This window comes from Streptococcus suis, from assembly GCF_046032115.1.
GTDB classification, from domain to species: Bacteria; Bacillota; Bacilli; order Lactobacillales; family Streptococcaceae; genus Streptococcus; species Streptococcus suis_AJ.
Map to the genome: position 1 here is coordinate 85,779 of NZ_JARQOZ010000004.1, position 14,186 is coordinate 99,964.

Here is a 14,186-nt window from a genome sequence, read left to right on the forward strand (position 1 = left end):
ATTTGTCAAAAGAATATTCGTATATCTATGTATAAATCGACGGTATAATTAGTTGTAAATTTTTCCTTTTTTTTATACAATATTCTAGTATTATTGAGGAGAGAAGAACTATCGTGTTGAGAAAAAATGATGTGATTGTACCCGTTTTAAGAGTGAATAATCGCGGGCTCAATCAAGCCTTCCTAGAAGAACAACTGGGAATGAAAGTACAATTAGAAGATGGACCCTTTGCTGATTTTGGGGATAAAACTAGTCCAGCAACAAAATTGGTGTTAATGGAATCGCCGGGCAATCGTACCCGTGCGGTTAAGGGACTTAAAAAATTAAATAAACTGGTCATCAAGGTCGAAGAGGCTCATGAAATTGAAGCCTTGCTGGCTCGAGGAACTGTTTTCACCAAGCTCTACAAAGGGAAAAATGGTTTTGGTTTTGAGGCTCTCTCTCCAGAGGGAGATACCTTCTTGCTTCATGCTGAACAGGCCGTTGAAGATTTGACAGCTATTCTTCCACCCGTGCATTTTACTGGTCAAGCTGATTTTTCAGGTTTGACGTCTTTTGTGGTGGAGTCTGTCTGGATCAATACCCCTCAAGCCAGTGTCAGTCAGGATTTTTATGAGGCTATTCTACCTAACCAGGCCTGTTTGCGTTTTGTGGGAGTAGAAGGGGAGGATTTAGTCACTCCAGCAGAACAAGTTTGGGATTTGGATAGCTTGCGTTTCCCTATTGAGCAGGATTTTGACTGGGCAAACTTGGAAAGTCAATTGGAAGGTCCCTTCTTTAAAGATAAGAAAGAAACCTTTATCCAAACGGTTGACCCAAGCGGTATTGAATTGTGGTTTGAAAAATGAGACAAGCAATTTTAGATAAGATTTCAGAGCAGATTGAGCAAGGAGTCTATCCTGGTGCCAGTCTGGCTCTTTTTTCTAAGGGCCGGTGGCAGGAGTACTATCTAGGAACCCAGGATGACCATACGCCAGTTGAGGCAGGCTTGACCTATGACTTGGCTTCTGTTTCCAAGGTGGTTGGAGTAGGGACTCTTGCGACTTTTCTGGTTAATAGCGGAGCTTTGGAGCTAGATAGGACCTTGCAGTCCTATTATCCTGCTTTTGCGGATAGTCAGGTCACCATTCGGCAATTATTGACCCATACTAGCGGCATTGACCCCTTCATTCCCAATCGGGATAGTCTGGATGCCGACCAGCTCAAAGAAGCGATTTTGAAGATTAGGGTGACGGATAAAAAAGATTTTCTCTATACAGATATCAATTTTCTCCTGCTGGGCTTTTTGCTGGAAGAACTGGGTGGAGCTAGTCTGGATCAGCTAATCAGACGAGATGTTCTAGAGCCCTTTGGCATGTCCCAAACCTCCTATGGACCAGTCAGTCAGGCAGTGCCGACGGTGCGTGGCGTGAAAGCAGGTGTGGTACATGACCCTAAGGCGCGTGTCTTGGGTATCCATGCGGGTAGTGCAGGCCTTTTTTCGACGGTCAGGGATTTGGAAATCTTCTTGGAGCGCTATCTGGCCGAGGACTTTGCGGCAGATTTGACCCAGGACTATGGCTTTGATGACAAGCGCAAGCGGTCTCTGGCTTGGGATAAGAAGGGGGACTGGTTGTCGCACACAGGCTATACGGGGACCTTTATCATGTACAATCGTCCCTTGCAGAAAGCTGCGATTTTTCTCTCTAATCGTACTTTTGATAAGGATGAGCGGGCTCAGTGGAAGTTGGATAGAAACCAGGTTATGGCCTTGATTCGGCAGGTCTTGGAGGAAGAAGGACAATGAGATATGTTCTTCTGTTGAGAGGGATCAATGTCGGTGGTCGTAATAAAATCGTCATGGCTGAATTGCGTCAAGCGGTGGCAGATTTGGGCTATGATAAGGTTGAAACCTACATTAATAGCGGCAATCTCTTTTTTGATTCAACCAAGAATAGAGGGGACATTGTTGCTGAATTTCAAACTTTTTTCACAGAAAGATACCCCTTTGTGGAGCAATTTGCTTTATTAGATGCCCAAGATTATCAAGCAGAAATCGATCAGCTTCCAGCTTGGTGGCAAGAAGAATTGGCGAGAAAGGATGTCCTCTTTTACACGGATAGAAGTCAGAAGGCTCTGATTGAGGACTGGGTGAGCCAGCTGGACTTGGGAGAGGAGGTTGTTTACTTTGGGCAGACGGCTCTCTTCTGGGGCAAGTATGATGAACAGTCCTACTTGCAGACGGCCTATCATAAGAAGCTGGCCAATCAAGTTTTTTACAAAAGCCTTACCATTCGTAACCATAAGACCTTTGCCAAACTAGCGGAGTTTTTGGGTAAGTAATGAAGGATCCCTGATGAGCAGGGATTTTTGTGTAGTCTCTTATACTATCCTTCCGAAAATCCACTAGACATCCTTCTGTTCTTTCCCTATTCTTCCGCAACACTCAGTAGATTTTTCGACATACCAAAAAGGACCTGCATGTGCAAGTCCTTTTATGTTTGCTTGATTAGGCTTGACCTGAAACTTCAGCAGCGTGGTCATCCATTGAAAGAACTTCGTGGAAGACACGTTGTGTCAATTCAGTTTTTTGCTCTTTAGTGAGGTATTTAGTGTTTACGCAGTATCCAGAGATACGAACGATAACATCTTCACCTGCCATAATCTTGTCATAAACGTCGTTCAAATCCATAACGTTCAAGTTCACGTGTTGACCACCTTGTTCGAAGTATCCGTCAAGGATTGTCACCAAGTTGTTCACTTGCTCATCGAAGGTCTTACCAAGAGCTTTTGGTGAAACTTGAGTTGTCAATGAGATACCGTCGTTGGCATGTTTGAAGTTAAGTTTAGAAAGAGTATTCAAGTTTTGCAACCAACCACCACGTGATTTAGAAGTTGGGTTAGCACCTGGTGGGAAGAATTCCACTTTAGAAGTGTTAACTGAACCATCTTCGTTGAGGAATACACCACGGTGAACTGGAGAGTTACCAGTTTGCTTAGAGTAAGCAACGTTTGAAGTGATGGTCAAGATAGATACAGTTGCTTCAGCATTCTTATAGAGTTTGTGTTTGTTCAAACGAGTGAAGAATGCTTCCATGAGCCATTTCGCAATGTCATCTACACGGTCGTCGTCTTCACCATAACGTGGGAAGTCGCCAGTTACTTCGTAGTCGTAGATGAAGCCGTCTTCGTCACGGATTGGTTTAACCTGTGCGTATTTGATAGCTGACAAGGAGTCAACAGTGTTTGCAAATCCACAGATACCGAAGCCCATGTTAGCACGAAGGTGAGTTGGCAAGAATGCCATTTGAACTGCTTCATAGTTGTACTTGTCAGTCATGTAGTGGATGATGTTCATAGCATCTACATAAGTGTCAGTCAACCAGTCGAGGGCTTTTTCAAAGTTGGCAATAACTTGATCGTAGTCAAAGATTTCAGAAGTATTTGGTTCAACACCATCAAACACTTTGTAATCTTTGTGAACATCGTCGTAGCCGTTGTTCCAGCTTGAAAGAAGAGCTTTAAGAACGTTAACACGAGCACCGAAGTACTGAATGTTGTGGCGTTGGTCTTCACTTTCTGGGTCAAGTGGTGACACACAGCAAGAGATACATGACATTTCACCATAACCATCTTTCGCCATTGTTGTCACACCTTCGTATTGGATAGAAGAGTGTTTGTGGCTCATTGCCATACAGTAGCGACGGAAAGCGTATGGAAGTTGGTCTGACCAAAGAACTGTCAAGTTTGGCTCTGGAGAGTTACCGATGTTGTCAAGTGTGTTCAAGAAACGGTAGTCCATTTTTGTAACACGGTGACGACCGTCGTTACCCATACCTGCCATAGATGTTGTAAGGAAAGTAGGGTCACCAGAGTAGATTTCGTCGAAGGCTTTTGTACGAGCGAATTTCACTGTACGAAGTTTCAATACGAAGTCATCAACAAATTCTTGGATTTCAGATTCAGTAAATGTACCACGAGCCAAGTCACGTTCTGCATAGATGTCAAGAACGATTGGCACACGACCAAGAGAAGTTGCCGCACCATTGATAACACGGCAGACTGCCATGAAGGCGATGTTTGTCCATTGGATAGCTTCTTTGGTGTTCATCGCAGGTTTGCGCACATCAACGCCGTAGTGATCACCCAAGCGTACAACTTGTTGCAAGGCTTGGTATTGAAGGTTGATTTCTTCGCGAAGACGGATTGATTCTTCATCGATTTCAGTAATGGCGTTCCAGTCAGCTACTTTTTCTTCCATCAAGTAGTCTGCTCCGTAGAGAGCCAAACGAGCGTACATACCGATGATACGACCACGTGAGTATGCATCTGGAAGACCAGAAACGTGGTGTGAGTGGCGAGCACGGCGGATGTCAGCTGTATAGGCACGGAAGATACCGTCGTTTACAGTTGTAGCGTGTTTTGTATAGATTTCATGAAGGAGTGGGTCTGGAGTATAGCCGTTTTCGATAAGAGTGGTTTCAGCCATACGAATACCACCACGTGGCATGAAGTTAAGTTTGAAGAGCTCATCGTTTTGGATACCGAAAATCAATTCATTATCTTTATCGATGAAACCTGCTGGAATATCAGCTATAGAAGTAGCACGATCTACGTCCATTGGGAAGCGAGTGTCTTCGTAGCCAGCTTTTGTTTCTTCGATGATTTTTTTGATATGAAGTGAACGCTCAGTTGGGCCTGCGAGGAAGCTTTCATCTCCATCGTATGGAGTGTAGTTGGCTTGAACGAAGCGTGTTACACTTGCCTTATCTTGCCAATCTGTACCTTTAAAGCCTTCCCAGGCTTGGGCGAAAATGTCTTCAGCAACATTTTTTGTTTTAACTTTTGTTGACATGAGGGTTCTCCTTTAAGGTAGTTTTGTTCTTCACATATTTCAGTATATCATATGTAAGCACTTTCTTCAAGACAAAAACACTGAAAAATAGATTGAATTTTTTTCCAAGCAGCAAGGAAATGCCTCTCTATTTAGTACCTTTGACTTTATAACATTATATTAAAAAAACACATCTAAGTCAAACATAATAGATTGATATATTGACAAAGAAAGCGGTATCATGTAGAATATGATGTGTATATTAAGTTTATAATAAAATATTAAAAGGAGGCAGACGATGAGAGCTTACTCTAAGAACCTATTTTCTAAGAAGAATAGCTATTCGATTAGAAAATTGACAGTAGGTGCGGCTTCAGTTATCGTAGGAATTTCTCTGTTTTCTGGAGGAACAGTATTGGCAGAAGGGAACACACCTGCCGATACTCCTGTTGAATCGGTAGAAAATAATGATGCTAGCAATATAAATGAAGGAAATGTTTCTGAAAGTGGCACGCAAGGAACAGAGCGAGCAGCAGGTGCAACAGAAACAGCTGTTAGTCCAGAATGGACACCAACTTCTACACCGGCCGGTACAGTTGAAGTCGTTGAAGAAGACGGCATTCGGTACAACCGCCTATCTTCTGTGGAAGGCCAGGATAATTCAACAAATATTGGAACATTTGAACATGCTGACTTGAAGATGAATGCAGATGGCAGTGCGGAGGTATCATTGTCATTTGTAGAACGTTCTGAACCAGAAAAGGCTCGATTTGGTGTTTATCTCAATCATACTGATCAAAATAAACATGTCCTAGTTGGATATGATAAAGGTGGTTGGTTCTGGGAGTACAAGTCTCCAAGCGGAAGCACATGGTACCAAGGGCAACGGGTACCTGCTCCTGAAAGAAATGTTCTCTATGAATTAAGTGTTAACCTAACATCTACTGGGGAAATTTCTGCTTCTATTCTTTCAGATTCCATGACTGAGGCTCAGGAACTGTTTTCGGCTCAGCAAATTCCCGAAGCAGCTTGGAATGACTTGAAGAATACACGCTCAGCAAAATTAAAAGTAACTAGCCGTGATGCTGACCGTACAGTGGTAGATATTGTTGCTAAAAACCAAGAAGGAGTTTCAGAAACTGCTAGCCAGCCAATAACGAATGCCACAACTGGTACAGGAGAGACGAATACACCTACTGCTCCAACTACACCAACCCCAGTAGCAACTGAAAATACAGCTCCTACAACCATTGGACCAGACTGGCGTCCAGCATCGACTGTTCAAGGAACAGTTGGTGTCGTAGAAGTAAATGGTGTTCGCTATAATGCCCTTGCTTCTACTACATCTAATAACAATTCTGAGAATGTAGCCTTGTTTGTTAAAGAAGGCTTGACAGTAGATGCTTCGGACAACGCCAACCTTGCAGTGACCTTTGTGGAAAATTCAGAAGCAGGTCATGGTCGTTTTGGTGTCTATTTGAAACACAGGGATGAACGCAACCATATCTTTGTCGGCTATGACAGTGGTGGTTGGTTCTGGGAATATAAGGTAAATGGTCAAGGTAATTACCTCAGCAATCGCAGTGTTCAAGCACCAACTAAGGGAAGCACCAACCGCCTAGAGATTTCTTATAAGTCAGATGGACAATTAAATGCGACTGTCAATGGTCAGAACTTATTTGATACCTATACAGTCGGAACAGAAGTTCGTCAAGCCTTGGCAAATGACAAGCGCATTGCCTTGAAATTGGGAACCTATGGCCAACAACTAACCAAGGTTAACGTGGTTGCAGACAACCAAGACGGCGTCAAACCAGTTGAGACAACAGCAGAAGATGCAATTGTACTAAATGATAGCAATGTTTCTTACGAGACCCTTGCTTCAGACGTTCTTACTGCTAAGATTGACCGTGCCTTCCCACGTATCAAAGAATATACGATGCAGGGTGAAAAGGTTTATGGTCAAGTCAATCCAATCCGTACCCTCAGAATCAATGATTACGAAGTTACACCAACAGTTACTTTCAATAAGGTAAGTGACAGAGTTGCAGAGTATGTTCTAGATGTTGTTGATGAAGCTAAGAAACTAAATGTTGCTATCAAGGTTAAGGTAGAGGTTGCTGGAAATGAGCTACACTTTGATGTGACAGAAGTAAACAACCGAAACCAAGTAACTCCTGGTCAGACCATTGATGATGTTGCTAAATTGGTACAAAGTATCTCTTTTGCCAATAATAACTTAGTATCGGTGGCTAGCACACAGGATGGTGCTAAGTTTGACGGTGCACGTATGTCTACCAATACTCACCAAACAGGTGATCGTCACGTAGATGTGCAAGACAATACACCAAGCTCTAGTGCAGGATTTATGTATGGATTTGTTTCTACTGATAAGCTAGCTGCTGCGGTATGGAGCAATTCACAACACGGTACAGGTGGTGCAGATGACTTTACTCGTCTGACTGCAAACAGTGAACGCTACAGTCTAGATGGTGAAACAGGTGTTCATTATGGTATTGCCAGCTCACCTTGGCAGTGGCAAAAAGAACATAACCGTGTTGTTTATCCAGCCTATACTTTGGAATTACCAAGTGCTAAGGTTGTCTTTACAAAAGATGCCAACAAAGACAATGTAGTAGACTGGCAAGATGGTGCTATTGCCTACCGTCAAATTATGAACAATCCAAAAGGGCATGAATACGTACCAGAATTGGTAGCTTACCGTATTGCCATGAACTTTGGTTCACAAGCCCAAAACCCATTCTTGATGACTCTGGATGGTATCAAGAAGATTGCCCTTCATACAGACGGTCTCGGTCAAAGCGTTCTTCTTAAAGGATATGGTAGTGAAGGTCATGACTCCGGTCACTTGAACTACGCAGATATTGGTAACCGTATCGGTGGCACAGAAGACTTCAAGACCTTGATTGAAAAGTCACAACCATATGGTGCAAAATTAGGTATTCACGTTAACGCATCTGAAACCTATCCAGAATCTAAATACTTCTCTGAAGAAATTCTTCGTCGTCACGCCAATGGCGAGTACGTTTATGGTTGGAACTGGATTGACCAAGGTATCAACATTAGTGGTCACTATGATTTGGCTCACAATCGTTTGAAACGTTGGGAAGACTTGAAGAAAGAATTGGGTGACGGATTAGACTTTATTTACGTCGATGTATGGGGTAATGGTCAATCTGGTGGCGAAAATGCTTGGGAAACCCATATTCTCTCCAAGGAAATCAATATGCAGGGTTGGAGAAATGCCTTTGAATGGGGCTATGCAGGTGAATATGACTCGACCTTCCAACACTGGGCAGCAGACTTGACCTACGGCGGCTACCGTCTAAAAGGTATTAACAGTAACATTGTTCGCTTTATCCGAAACCACCAAAAAGATTCTTGGGTTGGTGATTTCCCAGCCTACGGTGGTGCAGCCAACTATCCACTTCTCGGTGGTTACAATATGAAAGACTTCGAGGGTTGGCAAGGTCGTAGCGATTACAATGGCTATATTACAAACCTCTTTGCTAATAACCTCATGACCAAGTATATCCAGCACTTTAAGGTAACAAGCTGGAAGAACGGTACACCAGTTACCATGACAGACCATGGTGAAACCTACAGATGGACACCTGAAATGGAAATTGGTCTAGAAGATGAAGATGGTAACAAACTCTTGCTCAGACGTAAGTCAAATGATGTTAACAATGCTGGCTACCGCCAACGTACAGTAACCTTGAATGGTCGTACAATCCAAGATGGAGCAGCTTACTTGGTGCCTTGGAACTGGGATGCGAATGGTAATGACCTGACCAGTGACAAACACAAAATGTACTACTTCAACGAAGAAGCAGGTGCTACAACCTGGACCCTCCCATCAGATTGGACTGGTAATAAGGTTTATCTCTACAAACTTACTGAGCTTGGTAAGACAGATGTTCAAGAATTGGCAGTAACAAATGGTCAAATTACCATTCAAGCTGATGCAAATGCGCCGTATGTTCTATATAAATCTCCGCAGACAAATCCAGAGATGTCCTGGAGCGACGGCATGCATATCTATGACCAAGGCTTTAACTCAGGTAAGCTGGACCATTGGACAATTGATGGTGATACTAGCAAGGCTACTTTGGTCAAATCCCAAGGTGCCAACGATATGCTCCGTATTGAAGGCAATACATCCAAAGTTAGTCTCAGTCAAAAATTGACTGGCCTGAAACCAAATACCAGCTATGCAGCTTATGTAGGGGTAGACAACCGCAGTACAGCAAAAGCTAGCATTACAGTCAATACAGGCAGTTCAGAAGTTACAAACTATACAAATGAGTCTATTGCTCTGAACTACGTTAAAGCCTATGCTCATAACACATTGAGACAGAATGCGACAGTTGACAATACAAGTTACTTCCAAAATATGTATGTCTTCTTCACAACTGGAGACAATGTGGATAATGTACGCTTGACCCTATCTCGCGATGCAGATGCTGCAGCAACCTATTTTGATGAAATTCGTGTCTTTGAAAATGACTCAACGATGTTTGCAGGTGGTCACAATACAACTGCTGGTACCTTCAAGCAAAACTTTGAGAGTGTTCCGCAAGGTATTTTCCCATTTGTTATCGGTGGTATTGAACGAGTTGAGGACAACCGTACCCACCTAGCAGAAAAACATGCTCCATACACTCAACGTGGCTGGAATGGTAAGAAGGTGGACGATGTCATTGAAGGCACTTGGTCACTCAAGACAAATGGTCTGACAGCTCGCAATAGCATTGTTTACCAAACTATTCCACAAAACTTCCGCTTTGAAGCTGGCAAGGCCTATCGTGTAAGCTTTGATTATGAAGCTGGTTCCAATGGAACTTATGCCTTTGCTATCGGTGAAGGACGTTATAACAATGATGCCGGTAGCCTAACGCTGAATCCATTGAACAATTCATGGGAAGGTAGTGATAAGGCTGAGAAAGCAAGCTTCTTAGTTACAGGTGCAGAGTCTGGCAATACTTGGGTTGGTATCTTCTCAACTCGCCGTGGTGGTGATACCAAGGGAGATACTAGTGGAAACGCTAACTTCCGAGGCTACAATGACTTTATGCTGGATAATCTGGTGATCGAAGAAGTTACCTTGACTGGTCATTTGTTGACAACGGATTACTTTAACTTGAATACTCCAGTCTTGAATGAAAACTATACTCAAGCAAGTTTGGCACCGTACAAAGAAGCTTTGTTAGCAGTGTCTGCAGCTCCTGAGGATATTAGTATCGAAGAAGCTCGTACCTTGATTGCTACTGCCAATACAGCCCGTCAAAATCTTCAAGTGAAGAAAACAGCAATCACAAATGAAGATATTGGCTTGGCTCAGGCTAACGCTCAAGAAGGTGAAGAACTAGCTAAAGCCTTTGATGGCAATCCTTCTACTATCTGGCACACACCATGGAATGGCCGTCATATTAATGAGCCAGCGACAGTCAACCTTCGTAGACCAGTTGACATTCAACGTTTTGAATACGTGCCGAGACAATCAGGCCGCAACGGTATCTTGAAAGCATTGACATTGGTGATTACGGATGATCAAAACGTGGAACATACCTTTACTGGTGCGGATTGGCCAGCAACAAGTGCTACTAAGACAATTGATTTCGGTAAGACAATTAAGGCTAAGAAGATTGTGATTACAGGTACTGCCTCATACGGTGATACTGCAGATCAATTCATGTCCGCTGCAGAATTCCGCTTCTTGACACCTGTTCAGGAAGAAGCCACCCTTGATAAGGCACCTTATGAAGCAGCCCTTGCGGCCGCACGTTCAGCAGGTAAGACAGCTCTTGTCAAAGAAGTGGAAGACTTTATGGCTTCTGTCGAAGCTGCAAATCTTTTGACAGCAAATATCTTAGATGCTACAGTTGCTCGCTTGAATGCTACAGAAACACCAGCTAATCCAGGGAATACAACAGGCACTACTACTGAAACGCCTGAAAATCCAGGCAATACAACCGAAACTCCGAAACCAGATACAGGAGAAAAACCAGTTGATAAGCCGACAGAGACAGCTGTTAATACAGCAAATCTTGAGGCAGCGATTGCTAAAGCGGAGGCTGTAGACCAAACTGCTTATTCGGCAGAGGATTTGGCAGTTCTAACTGAATTACTTGAAAATGCTCTGGCATCTCTTGATTCGACTAGTCAAGAATTGGTGGATGACGCTACTCAGATGTTGAATGACTGGCTAGCAAGCCACTCTTCTACTACAGCTCCTGAGACACCGAAACCAGACACAGGAGAAAAACCAGTTGACGAGCCAACAAAACCAGACACAGGCGAAAAACCAGTTGACGAGCCAACAAAACCAGACACAGGCGAAAAACCAGTTGATGAACCAGTCAAACCAGATGAGGACATCGTAACTGCTAAAGGAGAAAGTACCAAAGCAGATCCTCTTCCATTGGGAGAACTACCACCTCTTGTAATTGCAAAAGGTGATAGTGTCAAAGCAGAACCATTGCCTGCTTTTGAAGGAGGTTTAGTTCCGAATACAGCTCCTACAGCAGAGGCTCTTCCAAGTATTGATCCAGCAAGCTTGGTAAAAGAAGCTGCTACTCCAAAACCAGCAAAAGCTACTTCAGCTACATTACCGCAAACAGGTGAAGAAACTGAACAAGGTCTGCTCCTAGCAGCTGGTTTAGTCGGTCTAATGGCTATGGCAGCTCGAAGAAGACGACCAGAATAGTCATTTCAGAATAGAATAACATTGCTTGTTCTCCAAATACATTAGAGGTAGGTCTCGGACCTGCCTCTTTTGTTTATTGAACCGTTTTTCAGTTAATACTCTTCGAAAATCAAAATCAGACGTTGTTGACTTGATTTGATGAACTTCAGTTCTATCTGCATCTGCGTCGCCTAGTCTGTTTTTGATTTTCATTGAGTATAATGTTCTCTTTATGAAAAAATTGGCTAGATAGGCTATAATATGTCTAGAAGGAAGCAGCAGAAAGGAGTAGCCATGTTAATTTTTCCGTTAATCAATGACTTATCTCGAAAAATTATTCATGTAGACATGGATGCTTTTTTTGCTGCCATTGAGGTCAGAGATAATCTAGATTTGAAAGGCAGACCTGTTATTATCGGGGCAGATCCGAGGTTGTCTGGCGGTCGGGGAGTTGTGTCTACCTGTAATTATGAGGCGCGTGCCTTTGGTATTCATTCGGCCATGTCTTCAAAAGAAGCCTATGAACGTTGTCCACAAGCTGTTTTTATTTCTGGCAATTATGAAAAATACCAGGAAGTTGGGCGGCAGGTTCGAGAAATTTTCCATCGCTATACGGACCTAGTGGAGCCCATGTCCATTGATGAGGCCTATCTAGATGTGACGGAAAATAAGTTGGGAATCGGGTCAGCGGTCAAAATCGCAAAACTCATTCAATACGACATCTGGAATGAACTCCATTTGACAGCCTCTGCAGGTGTTTCTTACAATAAATTCCTAGCCAAAATTGCCTCGGATATGGAAAAGCCGCATGGTTTGACCTTGATTTTGCCTGAAGATGCTGTTGGAGTATTGGCTTCCCTGCCTGTGGACAAATTCCACGGTGTCGGTAAGAAAACGGTGGAACGTCTGCATGAGATGGGAGTTTTTACAGGGAAGGATTTGTTGGATGTGCCAGAGATGACCTTGATTGATACATTTGGTCGTTTTGGCTATGATTTGTATCGGAAGGCCAGGGGCATTTCAAATAGTCCAGTCAAACCTAACCGAGTGCGCAAGTCTATCGGAAAGGAAAGAACCTACCGTAAGCTCCTTTATCGTGATGAAGATGTGATGAAAGAACTAGTCAGTCTTTGTCAACGGGTCGCGGCTAGTTTAGCAAGAAATGAGAAAAAGGGCAGGACCATTGTCTTGAAGGTTCGTTATGGAGATTTTTCGACCTTGACAAAACGGCATAGCGTGGAGGATGCTACAAATCAAGTGGACGTGATTGAAAGAGAAGTTCGGCAACTATTTGAAGAGGTTGGGCAGGCTGAAAAAGGGATCCGCTTATTAGGGGTGACCGTTACCAATTTCATGGAAGGAGATAATCAAATTGCAAATATCGAGTAGATTTACCATTGCCAGTCACATTTTGGTCCTGCTGGCCTTGGAGGGAGACAAGGAAAAACAGACCAGCACCAGCATAGCAGGTAGTGTGGGTGTCAATCCTGTCATTATCCGCAATATTCTGGCTCAGCTCAAAGAGGCAGGCTTGGTTCAGGTGGCGCGTGGGGTTGGTGGAGCACGCTTGGCACAGGCTCCGGACCAGATTACTCTCCTTCATGTTTATCAGGCTGTAGAGTTGTTTGGAGAAAAAGGCCAACTCTTCGGCTTTCATGAGCAGCCCAATCCAAACTGTCAGGTAGGCCGAAATATTCATCCCCTACTAGATAGCCGTTTGGAAAATGCCCAGTCTGCTTTGGAAAGAGAGTTGGGACAAACGACCATTGCTGATTTATTGACAGAATTGTAGCCATATTTCAAGAAAAATCATCTTTGTGGTGATTTTTTTAAAATTCCGAGATGTAATAATTGACATTACAACAAAACGGGGTTATACTGTTGTTGTAAATAAAAATATTACAACAAAACAAGTGAGGTATACAATATGAAAATCGCCATTATCGCAGCCAACGGTCAAGCAGGTCAAGCTATTGCCAAGGAAGCAGTAGAACGTGGTCATCAGGTGACGGCCATTGTTCGTTCTGAAAACAAGAGTGCTGCTCAAGAAGTGATCCAAAAAGACGCTTTGGATTTGACCAAGGAAGACTTGGCCGGATTTGATGTGGTGGTCAATGCCTTTGGTGCTTGGACGCCAGAAACCTTGCCAGGTCACAGTCGATTGGCTGAGCATCTAGCAACTATTCTTGCGGATAGCCCAACTCGTCTCTTGGTGGTTGGTGGTGCAGGCAGTCTTTATTTAGACGAGAGCCAGACAGTTATGCTGAAAGATACACCAGATTTCCCTGCTGAATACCTACCAATCGCTGAAGCTATGGGAGCAGGTCTTGCTATCTACCGTCAGGCGACAGCTATTAACTGGACCTATATCAGCCCGGCTGCAGATTTTGATGCGGAAGGTCCTAAATCAGGTGCCTATACCCTCGCTGGTGAGGTCTTCCAAGTCAATGCCCAAGGTCAAAGCTATATCAGCTACGCAGACTACGCAGTGGCTCTAGTTGACATTGCTGAAAAAGGTGGTTACAGCAAAGAACGTATTTCTGTATTTGCATAAAAAATTAAATGATCCAAAAGATAGTTCCGTCTTGAATCATTCCCGTAGTTGGTTATGCCCTACCCATCATAGCTTTTCAAACTTTCAAAAAGAAAAATCGCCACGGTAAG

The 14,186-nt window shown here is 43.4% G+C and carries 8 protein-coding genes; 7 read left to right on the forward strand and 1 reads right to left on the reverse strand.

Annotated features, from left to right (window positions below; all coding sequences use genetic code 11):
- Positions 1-113: 113 nt before the first annotated feature.
- The 3 genes from P7J36_RS02650 to P7J36_RS02660 are packed head-to-tail and all read left to right on the forward strand — an operon-like array spanning position 114 to position 2,322.
- Complete coding sequence (locus tag P7J36_RS02650; protein ID WP_408551222.1) at positions 114-848, forward strand: CppA family protein; 735 nt, start codon at positions 114-116, stop codon at positions 846-848.
- The gene (locus tag P7J36_RS02655; RefSeq protein ID WP_408551224.1) at positions 845-1,786 is read left to right on the forward strand and encodes a serine hydrolase domain-containing protein; all 942 of its coding nucleotides are present in this window, start codon (positions 845-847) and stop codon (positions 1,784-1,786) included. The genes P7J36_RS02650 and P7J36_RS02655 overlap by 4 nt, the downstream gene beginning before the upstream one ends.
- The gene (locus tag P7J36_RS02660; protein ID WP_408551225.1) at positions 1,783-2,322 is read left to right on the forward strand and encodes a DUF1697 domain-containing protein; all 540 of its coding nucleotides are present in this window, start codon (positions 1,783-1,785) and stop codon (positions 2,320-2,322) included. The genes P7J36_RS02655 and P7J36_RS02660 overlap by 4 nt, the downstream gene beginning before the upstream one ends.
- A 166-nt stretch (positions 2,323-2,488) precedes the next feature.
- On the opposite strand, the gene pflB is transcribed toward P7J36_RS02660, so the two are convergent.
- Positions 2,489-4,834: a formate C-acetyltransferase gene (gene pflB / locus P7J36_RS02665; protein ID WP_408551227.1), complete on the reverse strand. Its 2,346-nt coding sequence runs from the start codon at positions 4,832-4,834 to the stop codon at positions 2,489-2,491.
- A 277-nt stretch (positions 4,835-5,111) separates the two neighbouring features.
- Here pflB and P7J36_RS02670 point away from each other — a divergent pair, with 277 nt between their 5' ends.
- The 4 genes from P7J36_RS02670 (at position 5,112) to P7J36_RS02685 (ending at position 14,076) form a co-directional block, all read left to right on the forward strand.
- Positions 5,112-11,543, forward strand: coding sequence for an endo-alpha-N-acetylgalactosaminidase family protein (locus tag P7J36_RS02670; RefSeq protein ID WP_408552147.1), 6,432 nt, complete (start codon positions 5,112-5,114; stop codon positions 11,541-11,543).
- 273 nt (positions 11,544-11,816) lie between these two features.
- The gene (gene dinB / locus P7J36_RS02675) at positions 11,817-12,911 is read left to right on the forward strand and encodes a DNA polymerase IV (protein WP_408552148.1); all 1,095 of its coding nucleotides are present in this window, start codon (positions 11,817-11,819) and stop codon (positions 12,909-12,911) included.
- Complete coding sequence (locus tag P7J36_RS02680) at positions 12,895-13,314, forward strand: Rrf2 family transcriptional regulator (RefSeq protein WP_398581753.1); 420 nt, start codon at positions 12,895-12,897, stop codon at positions 13,312-13,314. The genes dinB and P7J36_RS02680 overlap by 17 nt, the downstream gene beginning before the upstream one ends.
- A 135-nt stretch (positions 13,315-13,449) precedes the next feature.
- Positions 13,450-14,076 (forward strand): NAD(P)-dependent oxidoreductase, encoded by a 627-nt coding sequence (locus P7J36_RS02685; protein ID WP_408552149.1) that lies wholly within the window; start codon positions 13,450-13,452, stop codon positions 14,074-14,076.
- Positions 14,077-14,186: the final 110 nt, after the last annotated feature.